This window comes from Paraburkholderia sp. BL6669N2 (genome assembly GCF_003387275.1).
Taxonomy (GTDB): domain Bacteria; phylum Pseudomonadota; class Gammaproteobacteria; order Burkholderiales; family Burkholderiaceae; genus Paraburkholderia.
The window spans coordinates 55,793-75,673 of record NZ_QUNA01000002.1; the positions used below are offsets into that span (position 1 = coordinate 55,793).

Sequence of the window (19,881 nt, forward strand, 5' to 3'; positions counted from 1 at the left end):
TCGCAGTGTGCACGTGCGCGCAGAAGGCTGGTTTCATCACAAGAGCCGCCTTTCGTCGGAACCGGGCGACCGTCCCCTTGGGCCGGACCCGGCCGATGCGCCTGCCCCGCTGCGCTACCAAACACACGTGCCCCGAACGAAAGCCCACCATCCGGCTCAGTGCAGCTTATTTTTAGCTAGCGCAGGGGTGCTAGCGCTGGAGTGGTTGACGACTTATACGGGGCAGTCGATTTTTTGAGTGTTGCCGCCGTGGCGGGGCGCGCGGCGCTCGCTACCCCGCCTATCGCGACCTACCCCACCCGCGCCACCAACTCCGCCAGCACGGTCTCATAAGCAGTCGCCCCAACCACCCGCTCGTTCACCCCATCCTCGAAATCGATCCACCCCGAGTTGAACCCATCGATCATCTCGATACGCGGCGCCGGCCACGCCGTGCCTTGCGCCTGGAACAGCCCTTCCCACTGATCGCGCGGCACCGCCTGCGCCTTCACCGACCGCCCCAGCACGCCGCCGAGCAGCGCGGCGATCTCATGCTGCGTGTAGCGCTGCGGACCCTCAATCTCGATCACGCGACGGCCCTGCCACGACTGCGTCAGTGTGCCGGCGATCGCGCGCCCGATATCCGCGGTGGCGACCATCGGATACGCGCGCTCGAGCGGTTGCAGAAAGCTCGGCATCGCACCCGTGTCGCGGGCCGGGGCGATATCCCAAAGCGAATTTTCCATGAACCACGCGGGCCGCAGGATCGCCGTCGGAATCGGCAGACCGGCGAGCGCCGCCTCGAGAATATGCACCTGCGTAATCAGGCCGAGGCCGGACTCGCGCTGCCCGCCAATCGACGACAACGCCGCAACGCGTTCCGGCCGCGCAGCCGTCAGCGCCTGCTTCAGCACCGTCGCGGCCTCGTGGGCGTTCGGATATCCCGACTGCGGCGCAAAGTTCGGCGCCACCATCACGAAGACACCCGCCGTGCCGCGGAACGCGGCGGTGAGCGCGTCGGCGTCTTCGAACGAGGCAATCGCCACGTCGGCGCCGCGCTTCGCCCACTGTTGCGCCTTGCTCTCGTCGCGCAGTACGGCGCGCACTGCACGCCCCGCGTCTAATAGTGCGCGTGCCGCCGCGCCGCCAACATGCCCTGTCACTCCGGTAATTGCAAACATGTTTGTCGCTCCTCGGTTACGGCCTATGCCGCGCTGACAAGCATTCTCGGTGTCTCCCATCAATTTCACGAGAGCATTAATGTCATTTATTTATTGATTAATTGGCATGGAACAGTGTCCTTGAAGACCACCGACGTATGGAGAACCATCAAAGTCTGCACGGAAAATGATCGGAAGCCTGCTGCCACTGTCGCAGCCTCAAACGCGAGATCGGGACGAAATTTGCCTGTAGCCAGCGCGGCACCGACGAAGCCCAGGAACTCACGTCTCGCAAGGGGCCGCATGAGCAGATGGCCTTTGTTGCGCGGGCGACCTTGCCCGCCTGTCCGTTACGCGTGAGCAATAGCAGTGTCGCGACGCTCACGAGCGCGAGTCGGCCGAGCCATCGAGCGGCTTGTTTCCAGTAAGACGCGCAATTTCCGCAATCAATCTTTCGGGCGTAACCGGCTTTGTCAAATGCGATTGAAAGCCCGCTTGCAGTGCACGCACGCGGTCGTCGGCCTGCGCATAGCCGGTCAGCGCGATTGCCGGCATCACCGTGGTGGCCGCTCCCGAACGTTGACTCTGGACCGTTCGTATTTGCCGCAGCACTTCGTAGCCGTCTTCGCCGGCAAGCACGATGTCGCACAGCAGCAGTTGCGGCCATTCCTGCGTTGGCGTGTCGCTTAACCACGCGACTGCCTGTGCGCCCGACGAAGCAGTCCGCACGCGCGCACCGTTCGCGCTCAGCACCGCCTCCAATGCGTCGCGCGCTTCTTCCTGGTCGTCGATAGCCATGACGAGCAGGTCGTGCAGCGGTGCCGCGCCATTTTCTGCCAACGACTGCACAGCACGCGGCAGAGTACCGGCGACGGGTTGAAGCGGCAACATCGCCACATACGTGAGCCGCCCGTGCAGCGGCATCAACGTAAAGCCGCCGCCCGCGCTCGCAAGCGTGGCCTCCATGCGCTGCGCCGCCGCCTCAGTGAGTTCTGCAGGCTTGTCGACGGCCCCTTCCACGCTGAGCCAGACTTCGTTGTTGTGACGTTCGGCCCGTAGCGCAATGCGCGCGGCGGGCAACGCCCGTGCGATCTCGGCGCGGCACAGTTCCACGATCACCGGCTGCAGGACACCGAGGTCGCCGGTCACACGCAGATCGTTGCCGCCCAGTTCGGTCATTACATTGACGCGCCGCGCGGCGATCTCATCATGCAATCCGTCGATCATGCCGGCCGCCAACGTGGGAAGGCTCACCGACTGCGCGCTCATCTTTCGCTGCGCGTGTTCCAGTTCACCCTGCTGCCATTGCAACGACCACATCTTCGCGTACACGCCGTCGCGCGCAAGCAATTCGCGATGCGTGCCCTGCTCGACCAAACGGCCATGTTCCATGACCAGAATCCAGTCGGCGTCGACCACGGTGGAAAGCCGATGCGCAATCACGATCGACGTGCGGCCTCGCGCGAGACGCGTCAACTCCGTCTGGATCGCGCGCTCCGAACGCGTGTCGAGCGCCGAGGTCGCCTCGTCGAACACGATGATGCGCGGGTCCTTCAGAATGGCGCGAGCAATCGCGATGCGCTGGCGCTCGCCGCCTGACAGGCGTACGCCCCGTTCGCCGACGCGCGTGTCGTAATGGTCCGGCAGCCGCTCGATAAATTCGTCCAGTTGCGCGGCGCGCGCCGCGCGCACTACATCGGCGCGCGTGGCGGTCGGCCGCCCGTACGCAATGTTGTAGGCAATCGTCTCATTGAACAGAACCGTATCTTGCGGCACGATACCAATCGCTTCGCGCAGGCTTTGCTGCGTCACTTTCGCAATGTCCTGACCATCGATGCGAATCGCACCGTGTTCCGGTCGATACAGCCTGAACAGCAGCTTCACGATGGTCGACTTGCCCGATCCGCTGCCACCCACCACCGCAAGCGTTTTGCCGGCATACGCACGAAAATCGACGTCGCGTAATATAGGCCGCGCCGGTTCGTAGGCGAAATCCACGTGCTCGAATTCGATCTTCCCGGCGCTGACGATCAGCGGCCTTGCCGACGGTTCGTCGATATCTTCGCCAGCCTGGCCGCGTGTGTCGAGAATCGCGAACATGCGCTCTACGTTCACCATCGCGTCGTTGGTCTCGCGAAACACGAACCCGAGCGTATTTAAAGGCATGCAGATCTGGATCAGGTATGCATTGACCAGAATCAGATCGCCAACACTCATGGCGCCGGCCACGACGTACTGCGTGGCGAGCAGCATGATGACCGCTACGCCGAGCGCTATAACCGCGCTTTGCCCCACATGCAGTGCGGTCAACGCGCGCTGGTTCGCCGTTCTCGCATGCACCCATTTTTCCAGTACCTCGCTCAAACGGCGTGTTTCGACTTCCTCAGTCGCGAAATATTTGACGGTATCGTAGTTGAGCAAACTATCGACAAGACGTCCGTCCGACTGCGCCTCCAGGCGGTTCACCGCGCGCTGGAACGCGACGCGTTTGCGCGTGAAGATAACGTATAGACGGCATAACTTACGAAGGTGACTGCAATCGCCATCGTGAATTCGCGCGCGTAACCGCGCACCATGATCGAGACGATAGCGGCGATCTCGAAGGCGGTCGGCACGATGGTGAACAACGCGACGCCTAGCAGAAAACCGATACCGTCAGCCCCTTTCTGCACGTCCCGAACAATCGCGCCGGTCTCGCGCCGTGCATGAAATCTCGCGCTCATCCGGTGCAGATGCGCGAATGTCCGTTCGGTAAACGCGGCCACCGTTCGCTGCGTAACGATGCTGAACGCTACGTCGCGTGCTTCGTTAAGTGCATCGCCGAGAAAGCGCAGTAATGCATAGGCCAGCACCAGGAAAACGGGAAATAGCGCCCGCGCCGACGGATGACCGAGTTCGTCGACGATGTGCTTGAGGACGAGCGGAATCAAAACAACGGACAGTTTCGCCGCAATCATCAGCACGAGCGCGAGTATGGTTTGCTTGCGATAGCGCCAGATCGCGCGCGATAGATCGGCAGCAATGCGGCCAGTCAGTTCTGAACGGGAAGATGTCGGCGAGTCGGACATGGGCAGGGAGTGCCGCGCTACCGAAGCGAAAGCGAGAGCGTAGCGGCGTGTGAGGAATGCGGACCCCGGAGGATCTCGCACGAAGATAAAAAAGTGAGCGTGCTTCGCATAGAGCGGTGCGCAGCAAGCTGCGATCCCGCGCCGCAAGAAAAACGGCACATGTGCAGCACATTCGAAGAATTTTCCACACCGTGCCGACGAACACCTCACAGTGTGACCTTATTTCCGCAGCCAACGTTACACGCAGCCTTGTAAATCAGGGAACGCTACAGCGCCTCTCTCGCCTGCGAATTGGGGCGCGCCACAGCGCTCACTCCTTCAGCAAACGCCTTGCCGATGCGAATGCGAAAAAGAAAATAGGGAGTGGCACACCGCATGCGGCGTCCGCTTCAACCGCCTGCCTCTTCCCATCGTCATCGCTTCTTCGCCAAGGAACGTCATGAAAATCGCCCTTATCAGTGAACACGCCTCCCCTCTCGCTGTCGCCGGCGGTGTGGATAGCGGCGGGCAGAACATCTACGTCGCCAACGTCGCGCGAGAACTCGTCGCTATGGGACACCAGGTGGATGTCTTCACGCGACGCGACCGCGCACTGTTGCCGGTCGTCTCCGACATGGACGGTGTGCGTGTGATCCATGTTCCGGCCGGGCCACCGATGCAGTTGCCCAAGGAGCAATTATTGCCGGTCATGGACGAGTTCGCTGCGTTTCTGATCGACTTCTTCCGGCATGAACGCGATCCTTATCAGGTCATTCACGCCAACTTCTTTATGTCCGGCCTAGCAGCGCTGCGGGTCAAAGATGCGCTCGGTATTCCGCTCGTGACTACCTTCCATGCGCTTGGCCGTGTGCGCCGTATTCACCAGGGCGCCGCCGACGGCTTCCCCGACGAGCGTTTCGCCATCGAAGACGAACTGGTGGCACGCTCCGATATCGTCGTGGCCGAATGTCCCCAGGACGAAGCCGATCTGGTCGAACACTATCGCGCCGACCGCTCGCGTATTCAGATCGTGCCATGCGGCTTCGACGCCGACGAATTCTGGCCCGTGGACCGCGCCACCGCACGTGACGCGCTGGGCTGGCGCAAGGACGAATTCGTCGTGTTGCAACTCGGCCGGCTCGTACAGCGCAAAGGCATCGACAACGTGGTGCGCGGCGTCGGCGTACTGAAGCAGGCGTTCCGCGCGTCCGCGAGGCTTTACGTGGTCGGTGGCAACTCGGACGCCCCGAACGAACTGGCCACGCCGGAAATCGCGCGGCTGCACGGCATTGCGCGGGAGTGCGGCGTGGAGCAGCAGACCACCTTCGTTGGACGGCGCGGCCGCGCGCAGTTGCGTTACTTCTACAGCGCCGCCGACGTATTCGTCACCACGCCTTGGTATGAGCCCTTCGGCATTACCCCGGTCGAGGCGATGGCGTGCGGCACGCCGGTGATCGGTGCGAATGTGGGCGGCATTCGCTATTCGGTCGCGGACGGCGTGACCGGCTTTCTCGTGCCGCCCCGCGATCCGGGCGCGCTTGCGGCACGTCTGGACAAGTTGCGCCGTGATCCGGGCCTCGCGCGCCGCATGGGCGAAGCGGGACTGGCACGCGCGCACGCCGAATTCACATGGAGAGGGGTCGGTAATTCGCTGGCTGCGATCTACGCGCGGGCCGCGTGCCTCGTACCGGAGCGAACCGAGGCAGACCAGTTCGCGGAACCGCAGCGGGCGGCAGCGGGCGCGGCGCAGCGCTAGCGGGCATGTGTGCGCTTATGCGCATGCGTGCGTGCTCATACGAACCAGGCGCACTGTTTGACCTTGAGTCACGACGCCCGCGTAACGGCGTCTGGAATGGCTTTGTTTCTTATTGAGACCTCCTTCATGCAACCCGCGGTATTCCTCGATAAAGACGGCACACTGCTCGACGACGTGCCGTACAACGTCGACCCTTCGCTGATGCGTTTCGCGCCGGGCGCGTGTGAAGCGCTCCGCCTGCTGGCGGCGCACTCTATTGCGTTGTTCGTCGTCAGCAATCAATCGGGCGTCGCGCTGGGCAAATTCGGCATTGCCGCACTGTATCGTGTAGAAGCGCGATTGCATGCCCTGTTCGCCGAAAGCGGCGCAGTGCTGCGCGGCGTGTACTGGTGTCCGCACCATCCGCACGGCCACGTGGCACCGTATGCAATCGAATGCGATTGCCGCAAGCCCGCGCCCGACATGTTGCTGCGAGCGGCGCGCGAACATCGGCTCGACCTCGCGCGAAGCTGGTTCATCGGCGATATTCTTAACGACGTCGAAGCGGGCAGCCGCGCGGGCTGCCGCACGGTGTTGCTCGACAACGGCAACGAAACGGAATGGCTCGCCGGCGAGTTCCGCGTGCCGACCGCGCGCGCAACCGACCTATATGAAGCCGTGCGGATCGTCGTGAGCGGCCTGAACAGCGCAAATGAAAACGATCGTGAATGCAACGGCAGCCAGCATGCGCGAGCGCTACCACGCACCGAGGTTGCCTGATGTACGCCCCCATGCTGCTCACGCCGCCAACGCTTTCGCACGCACGCGTGGTCGACACGCCGTCGGCTACGAGCTGGGGCGAGGACGTCAAGCGCATTCTGTGCGTGCGTCTCGACAATCTCGGCGATGTGCTGATGACTACGCCCGCACTGCACGCACTGCGCCAGTCCGCTCCCGGCCGTCATATCACGTTGCTCGCATCACGTAGCGGTATTGCGCTCGCGCCGTTTCTCGACGACGTGGACGACGCGATCGTCTACGACGCGCCGTGGGCGGATCGTCCGATGAACGCCAGCCACACCTGGATGGACGATCAGCGCATGCAGGAGCGACTGCGCGGCGGCGGCTTCGACGCCGCGGTGATTTTCACCGTCTACAGTCAGAGCCCATTGCCCGCCGCAATGCTCTGCTATATGGCCGGTATTCCGCGGCGCCTCGCACATTGCCGCGAAAATCCCTACACCCTAATGACGGATTGGCTGCGCGAACCGGAACCGCAGCAACGCACCCGCCATGAAGTGCAGCGGCAACTCGATCTCGTGCGCCACGTGGGCGCGCAAACGCAGGACACGCATATGCGGTTCCACGTCGACACCGCTGATCGCCGGTCGCTCGAAGCGCAACTCACCGCGCGTGGCGTGGCGTCCGATGACGGCTGGATCGTGCTGCATCCGGGCGCAACCGCCGCGTCGAGGCGCTATCCGCCGGAACGCTTTGGCGAAGTGGCAACCCGGCTTTCGCGTGAAGCCGGCGTGCCGGTGCTGATTACCGGCAGTTCGAGCGAGCGGGAACTGGTCGCCGCCGTGATACATACCGCCGCGCCAGGCGCCCGCGCGCATCTCCATGACCTGAGCGGCGCGCTCACGCTCGGCGAACTCGCGGCACTGATCGAGCGCGCGAGCGTACTCGTCTCGAACAACAGCGGGCCGGTGCATCTGGCTTCCGCATTGAAGACGCCCGTGGTCGACCTGTACGCACTCACCAATCCGCAGCACACGCCGTGGCAAACGCCACACCGCGTGCTGTTTCGCGACGTCGAATGCCGCTGGTGTTATCGCAGTGTCTGTCCACAGCAGCATCACGCCTGTCTGCTCGGCGTCGCGCCCGGCGATGTCGTGCAGGCCGCGCTCGAATTGCGCGCTTTGCCGGATGCGCGCGGTGAGGCTCGCCGATCCGAGCCCGCATCGGCCGGTGTCGGCGCGACGCCTCTCGCCGAACAATCTCTCGCCCCTTGAACATCCTTCTTTTTTGCGAGCCATCATGTACACACTCGGAATCAACGCGGTCTACCACGATAGTGCAGCCGCTTTATTGCGCGACGGCGTGGTGCTGGCCGCCGCCGAAGACGAGCGCTTCACGCACGTCAAACATGCCAAACGCCCCGTGCCGTTCTCGACGTGGCAATTACCCTTCGACGCCATAGACTATTGTCTGAAGACTGCCGGAATCACGCTGGCGGATGTCGATCACGTGGCCTACTCGTACGACCCGAATCTGTTCGGGGGGATGCCGAGCCGGCCAGGCGCCGTTATCGAACTGCCCTTCGATCCGGCCGGCACGCGCCTTAGCGATCCTTCGGCGTCGCCATGGGACCCCCTGTTTCTCAGCTATATTGCCAACGCCCGGGCGCAGTTGCTCGACGGCGCGCCGCATCATCTGAAGAAGCGCTTTCAGGGCGTGGACCGCGACAAGGGCTTCAAGTGGCATTTCGTCGATCACCATCTCGCGCATGAAGCCAGCGCTTTTCTTGCCGCTCCGTTTGACGACACGGCCGTGCTCACCATGGACGGTCGCGGCGAAGGCGTGACCACCAGCATGGGGCAATTTGTCGGCGGCGAATATAGACGGCTCAAGCAGGTGGAATTGCCGCACTCGCTGGGTTTGCTCTACGAAGCCGTAACGGACTGGCTCGGCTTTCTGCATTCTTCGGATGAGTACAAGGTGATGGCGCTCGCCTCGTACGGCAAGCCGGAGTACCTCGACGTATTCCGCGAGATAGTCCGCTTCCGCAGCGACGGAACGTATACCGTCGAGGCGCCGCGTCTCGTTGAACGCTTCGGTCCGGCACGCGAACGCGGAGCAACGCTGGAGCAGCGTCACTTCGACATTGCGCATTCGTTGCAGCGAGTGCTGGAAGAAACCGTGCTGCAACTCGCCGGGTGGCTGCACCGGCAAACCGGTTTGAGCAAACTTAGCATGGCCGGCGGCGTGGCGCTGAACTGCGTCATGAACTCGAAGCTGCGTGACGCCGGTCCGTTCGACGAAGTCTGGGTCCAGCCCGCAGCCGGTGACGCGGGCACCGCATTGGGCGCCACGCTATGGACCGATTATCGCGAGCGCGCCGCGCGCGGCGACCGCACGCGTCACTGGAAAATGGATCATGCGTACCTCGGACCCGAATATAGCGAAGTGGAAATCGAACAGTTTCTGACATGGTCGAAAATCCCATACCGGCGCTTGAACGACATTGCAGGCGACACCGCCAGCCTGCTCGCGGATGGCAAGGTGATCGGCTGGTATCAGGGCCGAACGGAATTCGGCCCTCGCGCGCTCGGCGCGCGCTCGATTCTCGCCTCGCCGGTCGATTCGCGCATGCAGGCCAGGCTTAACGAGATCAAGGACCGCGAAGACTTTCGCCCAGTCGCGCCAGTCGTCATGGAAGAGCATGCAAACGAATGGTTCGTGGACGGGCGCGTCGCGCCGTTCATGCTGTTCGTGTTCGACGTGCGCGCGGATAAGGCGGAACGCATTCCGGCAGTTCGTCACGTGGACGGCACCGCGCGCGTGCAAACCGTGAACCGCTCGCAGCATCCGCTGTATTACGACCTGCTCGATGCGTTCAGACAGCGCACGGGCGTGCCGATTCTCGTCAATACTTCGTTCAATACACGCGGCGAGCCAATGGTGAATTCTCCACGCGATGCCGTCGAGTCGTTCTGGACTTCGCCGCTGGACGCGCTCGTGATCGGGCCGTTTCTCGTCGAAAAAGCGGGAGCCACCGCATGAGTTCGCCCACTGCCGGTTCGGTGGAATACGGCGCCGGGCGCGCCGCCTCGCCAGGTGGGAGCGGAGCGGCTTCGGCTAGTGTCGCGGAGCAAGTTGCGCAGTTTGCCGCAAGGCGCGTCTCTGTGGTCGTGCCGACGTACCGTCGTCCCGACATGCTCGCAACGTGCCTCGACGCACTCTGCAAGCAGAATCTCCCGGCGGACCAGTACGAAATCCTTGTCTGCGACGACGGTCCCGACGACGCCACGCACGCTTGCGTCGCGCGCTTCGCCGCGACACAGGCCGAGCGAGGACTCGCGGTGCACTACGTGCCGGTCACACGCACTCAAGGCCCGGCCGGCGCACGTAACGCCGGATGGCGGCGGGCACGCTCGCCGTTGATTGCCTTCACCGACGACGACACCCTGCCGGACCCGAACTGGCTCACCGCAGGCATCGCGGCGCTCGGAAACGGCGCTGCAGCCGCATCGGGAAAAATCGTCGTGCCGTTGCCCGACCTGCCGACCGACTACGAAGCCGACGCCAGCGGCCTCGAACGCGCGGAGTTCGCCACAGCGAACGCTTTCGTGGCACGCGAGTATCTCGTGCTGACCGGCGGATTTGACGAACGCTTCACGTCCGCGTGGCGTGAAGACTCCGACCTGCAATTCATGCTGTTGCAGGCGGGCGGCGAGATCGTGAAGGCGGCCAACGCGCTGGTCGTGCATCCGGTACGCCCTGCACGTTGGGGCCTGAGCATTTCGCAGCAAAAGAAAAGTCAGTTCGACGCATTGCTTTACAAGAAGCATCCGCAGCTATTCAGAACGCGCATTCGCGCGACGCCGCCGCTGTTGTACTACGCAATCCTCTGCGTGGTGTTAACTGCATGCGTTGCCGTGCCAACGGGCCGCGATGCTGTCGCGCTCGTCGCGCTGATCGTATGGCTTGGGTTGACCGGTTACTTCTGCGCGATGCGTTTGCGCGGACGCGATCGAAGTTGGCGGCACATTCTCGAAATGGCGTGGACGTCGATTCCGATTCCATTTCTGTCGATCTACTGGCGGCTCTATGGCGCCTGCCGCTTCAAGGTGTTCTTTCCATGAATCCACCCACGTTTCTGGGCGCGTTCGCGCCGCGCCGCATCGTCGTGTTTCGCGCACTGCAACTCGGTGACATGCTTTGCGCCGTCCCCGCGTTGCGCGCCTTACGCCGCGCGGTGCCGCACGCACATATTGCGCTGATCGGCTTGCCATGGGCACAAACGTTCGTCGAGCGCTATGTGGAGCTCGTCGATGAACTGATCGTGTTTCCTGGCGCAATGGGCTTTCCGGAACAGCCGGAGACAGACGCCGGTCTGCCGGACTTTTTCGCACAGATGCGCGCCCGGCGATTCGACCTCGCGGTTCAGTTGCATGGCAGCGGCGGTGTCGCCAACGACCTGCTGCGCGAATTTGGCGCGACGGCTCAAGCAGGCTTCGTGCAACCCGATGAAGTGGAACGGTCCGGATGTTTCATCGGCTGGCCCGACGACCTGCCCGAAGTCGAACGCTATCTCGCGCTAATGGAAGCCCTGGGCGCGCCAGGAAGCGAGCGCCGGCTCGCGTTTCCGTTGAACCACCGGGACCGCGACGAATATGCCACGCTCGCCGCGACACACGGCGTGGAACCAACGCGCCTCGTGCTGGTTCACCCCGGCGCGCAGTTGCCCTCGCGCCGCTGGCCGGCGGAACGCTTCGCCGCCGTCGCCGACAACCTAGCCGCCGACGGCTGGCAGATCGCCATCACCGGAACGGCCGCCGAGGCGCCGCTGACCAGTGCGGTGCTGGGCGCGATGACTTCGTCGGCGTTGCATCTGGCGGGCGCCACCTCGCTCGGCGGACTGGCGGCGCTGGTCGCGCAGGCGCGCCTCGTGGTATGCAACGACACCGGCATTTCCCACATCGCCGCGGCGCTCAAGACGGCTTCGGTAGTGATTGCGTCGGGCAGCGACACGCGCCGCTGGGCGCCGTCGGATCACGCGCTGCACCGCGTACTCGCCGACTATCCGCCATGCCGCCCCTGCATGTTTCGCGAATGCCCGTACGGTCATCCGTGCGCTTTGAACATCAGCGTCGAACAGGTCGTGCAAACCGCGCGCGTCCAACTCGCGCTCGCGCCGGGCGCCGAACCGGGTGCGCCCAACGCGTTGCACGGAGACGGCGGACTCACAGAGGAAATTCATCATGCCGCGTAACTGCCGTCGGCTACGCGTTCTGACGTGGCACGTCCACGGCAACTACCTTTACTACCTGACCCAGACGCCGCACGACTTTTATGTCGTAACGAAGCCAGGTAATCCGCCCGGTTATGCGGGCAAAGTCGGCGTACTGCCGTGGGACGACAACGTGCATGAGATCAGTGCCGACGAAGTGGCCAACGCGCAGTTCGACGTGGTGCTGTATCAGCACAAAAGCCATTGGGAAACCGACAGGGTGCAGTTGTTGAGTCCGGCGCAGCAGCGCCTGCCGCGCGTCTATATCGAGCACGATCCGCCCCAGGACAACCCTTTCCAGCAAATGCACTGGGTCGACGAGCCCAACACTTTGCTGGTTCATGTCACGCACTTCAACCGGCTCATGTGGGACTCGGGCGTTACGCCCACGCGCGTTATCGAGCACGGTGTCGTGGTGCCCGACAGCGTGCGTTACAGCGGCGAACTGGAACGCGGCATTGTGGTGGTCAATCATCTCGCCCAGCGCGGGCGACGGCTCGGCGCTGACGTTTTCACCGAGGCGCGCACGCGTGTTCCGCTCGATCTCGTGGGCATGGACGCAGAGCGGCTGGGCGGTATCGGCGAGATCGGCAATCTCGATCTGGCGGCATTCAGCGCGCGCTACCGTTTTTTCTTCAATCCGATTCGCTGGACCAGTCTTGGCCTTGCCATCGTGGAGGCGATGACGATCGGCATGCCCATTATCGGTCTCGCCACCACCGAACTCGCTACGGTGATACGCAATGGCGAAAACGGCTTTATTCACACCGACGTCGACGCGCTGGTGGATATCATGACCTCGCTGCTGCGCAATCCCGCCGAAGCACGGCGGCTTGGCGAAGGCGCGCGGCGCACCGCGCTGGAGCGCTTTCATATCGACCGTTTCGCGCAGGACTGGCACGACACGCTCTTACAGGTAACCGCTTGATTCGCCGTCCACCGCACTTCAAGCAAGGACCAGGCATTATGAAAGAATTGACCCGCAAGCGGATTCTGGTTACCGGTGGCGCCGGATTTCTCGGCTCGCATTTGTGTGAACGGCTCGTGACGCAAGGCCACGATGTGCTGTGCGTCGACAACTTCTACACTGGAACGAAGGACAATATCGCGCATCTGCTCGACTGCGCCAATTTCGAATTGATGCGCCACGACGTGACGTTCCCGCTCTATGTGGAAGTCGATGAGATTTATAACCTCGCGTGCCCTGCTTCGCCGATTCACTACCAGCACGATCCGGTGCAGACCACGAAGACCAGCGTACACGGCGCGATCAATCTGCTCGGCCTCGCCAAACGCGTGAAGGCGAAAATCTTCCAGGCATCGACGAGCGAAGTCTACGGCGATGCACGCGTACACCCACAGCCCGAAGGCTACTGGGGTCATGTTAACCCGATCGGCCCGCGCTCCTGCTACGACGAAGGCAAACGTTGTGCGGAGACGCTGTTCATGGACTACAGGCGCCAGCATGGTCTGTCGGTCCGCATCGCGCGCATTTTCAACACGTACGGACCACGCATGCATCCGGCCGATGGCCGCGTTATCTCCAATTTCATGATGCAAGCCTTGCGGGGCGAACCGATCACGCTTTACGGCGACGGCTCGCAGACGCGCTCTTTCTGTTACGTGGACGACATGATCGACGCCTTTATCCGCTTGATGAACACGGAAGAGGATCTCGACGCACCCGTGAACCTCGGCAATCCTCATGAAGTCAGCATGCGCGAGATCGCGCAGCGCATCGTGGCGATCACTGCTTCATATTCGCCGCTCGAAATGCGGCCTCTTCCCGCCGACGACCCGTCCCATCGACAGCCTGATATCACACGTGCCCGCGAGTTGCTCGGCTGGCAGCCACGCACGTCGCTGGACGACGGCCTCGCGCTGACCGCACGCTATTTCCGCGCACGTATCGAAGCCGGCGCCGCGCCCTTACTCGGACACGCTAGTAATCGCCACGCCTTAGCGTCGGACCACTGAGTGCAAGAGCCGCGATGACGAGAGCAAGGTGGCTGAGCGCCTGCGGGAAGTTGCCTGCGAGGTGGCGGCCCGGTACGTCGTACTCTTCCGCGAGCAGGCCGATGTCGTTGGCAACGGCGAGCACGCGTTCGAACTGAGCCTTAGCCTCCTGTTCGCGGCCTTGCAATTGCATGCACTCCGCCATCCAGCACGAGCATGCGAGGAACGCGCCTTCGTTCGGTCCGTGCGCCACGGGCTTCTTACGGCGAATCAGGCCACCCTCGCCCAACTCGCGCTCGATGGTGGCGATGGTGGACGCCATGCGCGGGTCGTCGACGGGAAGAAAGCCGACCAGCGGCAGCAGCAGTATGCTTGCATCGATTGCATGGGTTCCATAGTGCTGAGTGAAGGTGCCCAGGCCCGCGTTCCATGCCTCGCGGCAGATTTCCTCGTGCACGGTCTGGCGCAATGCGCTGATCCGTTCAAGCATCGCGCGGCTAACCAGGCCGCGCGTTTCGTGGCGTTTGACAAAGCGGTCGAGGGCGACCCATGCCAACACCTTCGAATAGGTGTAGTGGCGTGGTTTTGTGCGCGACTCCCACATGCCCGAGCCCGCGTTCTGCCAGATCGATTCGACGTGCTCGATCAGCTTGTACTCCACGACGAATTCCTGCTCGCACGGTGCAAGCCCGCCGCGACTAGCCAGATCGAGACACTCGATTACCTCGCCGTACACGTCTAGCTGATGCTGGCTGGAAGCGGCATTGCCGATACGCACGGGCGCGGCGAAGCGGTAGCCGGGCAGCGACTTCACAGTCCGTTCCGGCAAATCGCGTCCGCCATCCACCCGGTACATGATCCGCATTTTGTCCGGCGAGCCCGCAATCGCGCGTAGCAGCCAGTCCCGCCAGCCCTGCGCCTCTTCGTGATAGCCGGCGTTGAGCAACGCGGTCATCGTGAAACTCGCATCGCGCAGCCAGCAGTAACGGTAGTCCCAGTTCATCTCGCCGCCGGGCGCTTCGGGCAACGAGGTGGTCGGCGCAGCAACGAGCGCACCGCTGTGCCGATGAATCAGCGCCTTCAACGTGATCAGCGAGCGGCGAACCTGACGCGGCCAGTGCGTCTTGCCGTCGTCGAAGCGGCCGATCCAGTCGCGCCAGAAATGTTGTGTCGAAGTGAGCGCCGCTTCCGCGTCGATCGATGCTGGAAGCGGCTCGTGCGATTGCCCGTAGCTCATGACGAACGCTATCCGCTGCTCCGCCGTTACGTTGAATCGCGCCTCGACCGACTCTCCTTCTATGCGAAGCTTTACTGGCGCGCGCAAAACCACCAGATCGGGCCCGACCTTCGCGATTATATCGTCGCCGGACATTTCGAGCCACGGCGCAAGCGCGCCGTAGTCGAAGCGCAAGCCCACGCAACTTCGCATGGCCACGCTCCCATGCAGCCCAACGACGATGCGTATGATCGAAGAAAATGCCTTGTTTGCAGGCATGAAATCGATGATTCGCACTTCGCCGCTCGCCGTGCACAAGTCGGTTTCCATGACAAGCGTGTCGTCCTGATACCGACGACTGCGCGCCAGCACCGCGCCGGGCGCCTGAGCCGGCGCGAGAGACCATTGCCCGTGTTCTTCCTTACCGAGCAGGGAGGCAAAGCAGGCGTCGCCGTCAAAACGCGGCCAGCAGAGCCAGTCGATAGTGCCGTCCCTGCTCAGCAATGCGGCTGTGTCGCCATCGCCCAGCAGTGCATAATCTTCAATCGGCCGGCTCACATTTCCCGCCTTGCAAAGGTTTCATGTTCTTCTCTTTCTGCTCGCCAGGAAACTCAGGCCACTCACGACACCGATGCCCGCCAGCGCCCAGAAGGCGTTGCGATGCCGACTCGTCAGCATTTCCCAGCTGGTTGGTCTCGACTGACTGTCGAAGCGGCCATGTGCGCCGTAATCGCCGGGTATCGGATCGAACAGATTGCCCGGCGTATCCGGTTCCAACAGCTCATCGGTAAGCTGCCCGTCGTAGCCTGCCTTCGCCAGATATTTGTCGATCCATCCCGGCGCAATCCGGTTCGCAAGAATTGCCTTGACCGTGGAGAACCCTACCCAGACTTGCCTTCGGCGATGCGTGGCCGCGAAAAAAATCGCGCGCGCCGCCACTTCCGGCTCGAAGATGGGCGCAACGGGCTTGGCTTTTCGTCCCATCTTGTTGAGCGCCCAGTCAAATTGCGGCGTATTGATGGCGGGTAAATCCACCATGGTCAGATGAACGTTCAGCCGGTCGTGGATGATTTCGGAGCGCAACGCATCCGTGAATCCACGCACGGCGAATTTCGCGCCACAGTAGACGGACTGCAGCGGCACGGAACGATAACCGAGCGCGGAGCCGACATTCACAATGGTGCCGCGATTTCGTGTGCGCATGCGCGCGAGTGCTGCCATCGTGCCATGCACCTGCCCCAGATACGTGACCTGTGTGCCGCGTTCGAACTCTCGCGCAGTGAGCGCGGACACCGGCGCGAAAACCGTCGCCATCGCGACGTTGACCCACACGTCGATAGGTCCCAGTTCCTGTTCGACGCGAGTGGCAGCCGACTCCACGGCAGCCGAATCGGCCACGTCCGTGGAAATGCCGAACGCGCGCACGCCGTAGCCCGTTTGCAGTTCGGTGGCGGCGCGTTCGAGACGGGCGCCGTCGCGCGCGAGCAGTGCGACATCGTATCCATGCCGGGCAAATTCCTCGACGGCGGCTCGCCCGACGCCCGCGCTAGCGCCGGTAATGACCGCGACCTTACTCATGCCGTTATCTCCATCGGTTGAGCGTGCGAGCACCTCCACACGCGTTGAAGCCTCATTCCACTTCCGAAGGCGCGAGCAATAAACGGACCTTATTCGGCTATCCGTTTGCGTCTCCCTTACGTTGATAACGCCGGCTTATACGAGCACAGCCAGGAGCAGCCGAGCATTACCGTCTGAAAGACAGCGGTATGGCGTTTGCGGCTACTCACTGCAATCAGGACATTTTCAGGAGCAGTCCATGGCACAAACTGTCGGCGATTTCATCATTGAACGATTGCATGCGTGGGGCGTCCGCCGCATTTATGGCTATCCCGGCGACGGCATCAACGGTGTATTCGGCGCACTCAACCGCGCACAATCAGAGGCGAAAAAATCGAAGTCGGGCAATCCGACGCAGCCCATCGAATTCATTCAGGTCCGGCATGAAGAAATGGCAGCCTTCATGGCATCCGCGCATGCAAAATTCACTGGCGAGCTGGGCGTGTGCATTGCCACCTCAGGTCCAGGTGCGTCGCATCTGATTACCGGACTTTATGACGCACGAATGGATCATATGCCGGTGCTCGCCATTGCGGGCCAGCAAGCACGGGCCGCGCTGGGCGGTCACTATCAGCAGGAACTCGACCTGCTTTCGTTGTTCAAGGACGTCGCCGGCGCATTCGTCGAACAGGCTTCGGTGCCCGCGCAGGTGCGTCATATCGTGGACCGCGCCGTGCGCACCGCGCTTTCGGAACGCAAAGTAACAGCGATGATCCTGCCTAACGACTTGCAGGACGCCCCTTATGAAGCACCCGCGCGCAAACACGGCACGCTTCATTCGGGCGTTGGCTATCGCGCGCCGCGCATCGTGCCTTTCCCGGACGATCTACAGCGAGCCGCTGACGTGCTCAACGCTGGCAAGAAGGTGGCGATACTCGTCGGAGCGGGCGCGCTTCATGCCACGGACGAAGTCATCGCCATCGCCGAAAAACTGGGAGCAGGTGTCGCCAAAGCGTTGCTCGGCAAGGCCGTGCTGCCCGACGATCTGCCGTGGGTGACCGGCTCGATCGGTCTGCTCGGCACCAAGCCGAGTTACGACCTCATGATGGAATGCGACACACTGCTGATGATCGGCTCGGGTTTCCCCTACTCGGAGTTCTTGCCGAAAGAAGGCGAAGCGCGCGGCGTGCAGATCGACGTGAAAGCCGACATGCTGAGCCTGCGCTATCCGATGGAAGTGAATCTCGTCGGCGACAGTGCGGAAACGCTCCGCATGCTGCTGCCGCTCCTCGAAGAAAAGAAGGATCGCACGTGGCGTAAGAAGATTGAAGGCTGGTCCACCGACTGGTGGAAAACGCTCGATAAGCGCGCACACGTGGCGGGCAAAGACGCAGTCAATCCGCAGCGCACCGTTTGGGAACTGTCCAAACGCATTCCCGCGAACGCCATTGTCACGAGCGATTCGGGTTCTTGCGCCAACTGGTACGCGCGCGACCTCAAGGTGCAGCGCGGCATGATGTGCTCGCTGTCGGGTGGACTCGCATCGATGGGTGCGGCCGTTCCATATGCTATTGCCGCCAAATTTGCGTTTTCCGAACGTCCGGTGATCGCGCTGGTCGGCGACGGCGCGATGCAGATGAACAACATGGCGGAGCTGATCACCGTATCGAAGTACTGGAAAGACTGGGCCGATCCACGCTGGATCTGCATGGTGCTGAATAACTGCGATCTGAATCAGGTCACGTGGGAGCAGCGTGTCATGGAAGGCGACCCGAAATACGAGGCGTCGCAGGATATTCCGTCGGTGCCGTATCACAAGTTTGCGGAGTTGATCGGCCTGAAAGGCATCTATGTCGACACCGAAGAACAGATGGGCGCCGCATGGGGCCAGGCGCTGGCCTCGGACCGCCCCGTCGTGATCGAAGTCAAGGCCGATCCAAACATCGCACCGTTGCCACCGCATATCACGCTCGCGCAGGCCAAGGCATTCGCCTCGACGCTGATGAAGGGCGATCCGAACGAAGGCAACGTGATCGTGGAAACAGCGAAGCAGGTGCTCGGGGCCGTGCTGCCCGGCCATCACGACAAATGACGAGGCGCGCCTCGCCGCATGCGGGCGCGCCGCTCACGCCCATTACCGCCGTGCGCGCGCATGCTTACCGTATTCCGACTGACGCGCCTGAGGCCGACGGCACGTTCGAATGGAACGCGACCACGCTCGTCGTGGTGGAAGTGGACGCGGCCGGGGTGAGCGGAATCGGCTATACGTATAGCGATAAAAGTGCGACCGGCCTGATTTGCGACACGCTCGGCGAATGCATCTTGCAGCGCGACGCGTGGGACATCCGCGCGATCTGGGACCGCATGCAGCGCCAGGTGCGCAACCTCGGCCGCTCGGGTCTCGCCGCTACGGCTATCTCGGCGGTGGACTGCGCGCTGTGGGATCTCAAGGCGAAACTGCTCGACGTGCCGCTCGTGCGCCTGCTCGGCGCCGCGCGCGAGTCGGTGCCGATATACGGCAGCGGCGGCTTCACGACCTACAGCGACAAGCAGATACGCGATCAGCTAGGCGGCTGGGTGGAACGCGACGGCTGCCGCTGGGTGAAGATCAAGATCGGCAGCGAGCCGGATAAAGATCCGGCGCGCGTGCAAACGGCGCGCGCCGCGATCGGCGATGCTGGACTGTTCGTCGACGCGAACGGCGCGTTCACACCGCAAACCGCTTTGTACTGGGCGCAGCGTTTTAGCGACCAACGGGTGCAATGGTTCGAAGAACCAGTTTCCTCGGACGACCGCGCCGGTTTGCGCTTCACGCGCGAACACGCGCCGCCCGGCATGGAGATCGCGGCCGGCGAATACGGCTACACGCCAGACGATTTCCGGCATCTGCTCGCCTCGCAAGCCGTGGATGTCCTGCAGGCCGACGTGAGCCGTTGCGGCGGGATCACCGGCTTCATGCAGGCTGCTGCGCTTTGCGACGCGTTTCATGTGCCGCTGTCGGCGCACTGCGCGCCAGCGCTGCATCTGCACGTTGCGTGCGCGGTGCCGCGTTTGCGTCATCAGGAGTGGTTTCACGACCACGTGCGGATCGAATCGCTGCTGTTCGACGGCGCACCGCGCGCGGCGAACGGTGCGGTCGCGCCGGACCTGACGCGTCCCGGTTGCGGCCTCGAGTTCAAATTCCGCGATGCGGCCGCGTACCAGATCAAATAGCG

At 62.8% G+C, this 19,881-nt stretch carries 13 protein-coding genes and 1 pseudogene; 10 read left to right on the top strand and 4 right to left on the bottom strand.

Annotated elements, in window-relative coordinates; translation table 11 throughout:
• Positions 1–290 precede the first annotated feature (290 nt).
• A complete protein-coding gene (locus B0G80_RS22750) occupies positions 291–1,160 on the bottom strand; it encodes an NmrA family NAD(P)-binding protein (protein ID WP_116119914.1) in 870 nt (289 codons plus the stop codon).
• 360 nt (positions 1,161–1,520) lie between these two features.
• Positions 1,521–4,207, bottom strand: a pseudogene (locus B0G80_RS22755) (ATP-binding cassette domain-containing protein).
• Between the two features lie 439 nt (positions 4,208–4,646).
• Between B0G80_RS22755 and B0G80_RS22760 the strand changes: the two are divergent.
• The 8 genes from B0G80_RS22760 (at position 4,647) to B0G80_RS22795 (ending at position 13,914) form a co-directional block, all read left to right on the top strand.
• Positions 4,647–5,942 carry a glycosyltransferase family 1 protein gene (locus B0G80_RS22760; RefSeq protein ID WP_116119916.1) on the top strand — a complete coding sequence of 432 codons (1,296 nt, stop codon included), beginning with the start codon at positions 4,647–4,649 and terminating at the stop codon, positions 5,940–5,942.
• 96 nt (positions 5,943–6,038) lie between these two features.
• The gene (locus tag B0G80_RS22765; RefSeq protein ID WP_258878990.1) at positions 6,039–6,701 is read left to right on the top strand and encodes an HAD family hydrolase; all 663 of its coding nucleotides are present in this window, start codon (positions 6,039–6,041) and stop codon (positions 6,699–6,701) included.
• Positions 6,701–7,936 (top strand): lipopolysaccharide heptosyltransferase II, encoded by a 1,236-nt coding sequence (gene waaF / locus B0G80_RS22770; RefSeq protein ID WP_116119917.1) that lies wholly within the window; start codon positions 6,701–6,703, stop codon positions 7,934–7,936. The genes B0G80_RS22765 and waaF overlap by 1 nt, the downstream gene beginning before the upstream one ends.
• A gap of 25 nt (positions 7,937–7,961) precedes the next feature.
• Entirely contained in the window at positions 7,962–9,707 is a 1,746-nt protein-coding gene (locus B0G80_RS22775; protein ID WP_116119919.1) for a carbamoyltransferase C-terminal domain-containing protein, read from the top strand.
• On the top strand, positions 9,704–10,789 hold the full coding sequence (locus tag B0G80_RS22780; RefSeq protein WP_116119921.1) for a glycosyltransferase family 2 protein: 1,086 nt from the start codon (positions 9,704–9,706) through the stop codon (positions 10,787–10,789). Before B0G80_RS22775 ends, B0G80_RS22780 begins: the two co-directional genes overlap by 4 nt.
• Complete coding sequence (locus B0G80_RS22785; protein ID WP_116119923.1) at positions 10,786–11,919, top strand: glycosyltransferase family 9 protein; 1,134 nt, start codon at positions 10,786–10,788, stop codon at positions 11,917–11,919. Before B0G80_RS22780 ends, B0G80_RS22785 begins: the two co-directional genes overlap by 4 nt.
• Positions 11,909–12,865 (top strand): glycosyltransferase family 4 protein, encoded by a 957-nt coding sequence (locus B0G80_RS22790; RefSeq protein WP_116119925.1) that lies wholly within the window; start codon positions 11,909–11,911, stop codon positions 12,863–12,865. The genes B0G80_RS22785 and B0G80_RS22790 overlap by 11 nt, the downstream gene beginning before the upstream one ends.
• A 38-nt stretch (positions 12,866–12,903) precedes the next feature.
• A complete protein-coding gene (locus B0G80_RS22795; RefSeq protein WP_116119927.1) occupies positions 12,904–13,914 on the top strand; it encodes a UDP-glucuronic acid decarboxylase family protein in 1,011 nt (336 codons plus the stop codon).
• Here B0G80_RS22795 and B0G80_RS22800 read toward each other — a convergent pair.
• Positions 13,880–15,667, bottom strand: a complete 1,788-nt coding sequence (locus B0G80_RS22800) for a glycoside hydrolase family 15 protein (protein ID WP_116119929.1) — start codon at positions 15,665–15,667, stop codon at positions 13,880–13,882. The genes B0G80_RS22795 and B0G80_RS22800 overlap by 35 nt on opposite strands.
• 21 nt (positions 15,668–15,688) lie before the next feature.
• On the bottom strand, positions 15,689–16,687 hold the full coding sequence (locus B0G80_RS22805) for an SDR family oxidoreductase (RefSeq protein WP_116119931.1): 999 nt from the start codon (positions 16,685–16,687) through the stop codon (positions 15,689–15,691).
• A gap of 238 nt (positions 16,688–16,925) precedes the next feature.
• Here B0G80_RS22805 and B0G80_RS22810 point away from each other — a divergent pair, with 238 nt between their 5' ends.
• Together B0G80_RS22810 and B0G80_RS22815 are read left to right on the top strand one after the other, a co-directional pair.
• Positions 16,926–18,758, top strand: coding sequence for a thiamine pyrophosphate-requiring protein (locus B0G80_RS22810; protein WP_116119933.1), 1,833 nt, complete (start codon positions 16,926–16,928; stop codon positions 18,756–18,758).
• Positions 18,755–19,879, top strand: coding sequence for an enolase C-terminal domain-like protein (locus B0G80_RS22815; protein ID WP_116119935.1), 1,125 nt, complete (start codon positions 18,755–18,757; stop codon positions 19,877–19,879). The genes B0G80_RS22810 and B0G80_RS22815 overlap by 4 nt, the downstream gene beginning before the upstream one ends.
• Positions 19,880–19,881 lie beyond the last annotated feature (2 nt).

What these genes read in the sequence shown, in the direction of transcription:
- B0G80_RS22750 (WP_116119914.1), bottom strand. Translation starts at nt 1,160, where the DNA reads ATGTTTGCAATTACCGGAGTGACAGGGCATGTTGGCGGCGCGGCGGCA.
- B0G80_RS22760 (WP_116119916.1), top strand. Translation starts at nt 4,647, where the DNA reads ATGAAAATCGCCCTTATCAGTGAACACGCCTCCCCTCTCGCTGTCGCC.
- B0G80_RS22765 (WP_258878990.1), top strand. Translation starts at nt 6,039, where the DNA reads ATGGCTTTGTTTCTTATTGAGACCTCCTTCATGCAACCCGCGGTATTC.
- waaF (WP_116119917.1), top strand. Translation starts at nt 6,701, where the DNA reads ATGTACGCCCCCATGCTGCTCACGCCGCCAACGCTTTCGCACGCACGC.
- B0G80_RS22775 (WP_116119919.1), top strand. Translation starts at nt 7,962, where the DNA reads ATGTACACACTCGGAATCAACGCGGTCTACCACGATAGTGCAGCCGCT.
- B0G80_RS22780 (WP_116119921.1), top strand. Translation starts at nt 9,704, where the DNA reads ATGAGTTCGCCCACTGCCGGTTCGGTGGAATACGGCGCCGGGCGCGCC.
- B0G80_RS22785 (WP_116119923.1), top strand. Translation starts at nt 10,786, where the DNA reads ATGAATCCACCCACGTTTCTGGGCGCGTTCGCGCCGCGCCGCATCGTC.
- B0G80_RS22790 (WP_116119925.1), top strand. Translation starts at nt 11,909, where the DNA reads ATGCCGCGTAACTGCCGTCGGCTACGCGTTCTGACGTGGCACGTCCAC.
- B0G80_RS22795 (WP_116119927.1), top strand. Translation starts at nt 12,904, where the DNA reads ATGAAAGAATTGACCCGCAAGCGGATTCTGGTTACCGGTGGCGCCGGA.
- B0G80_RS22805 (WP_116119931.1), bottom strand. Translation starts at nt 16,687, where the DNA reads ATGAGTAAGGTCGCGGTCATTACCGGCGCTAGCGCGGGCGTCGGGCGA.
- B0G80_RS22810 (WP_116119933.1), top strand. Translation starts at nt 16,926, where the DNA reads ATGGCACAAACTGTCGGCGATTTCATCATTGAACGATTGCATGCGTGG.
- B0G80_RS22815 (WP_116119935.1), top strand. Translation starts at nt 18,755, where the DNA reads ATGACGAGGCGCGCCTCGCCGCATGCGGGCGCGCCGCTCACGCCCATT.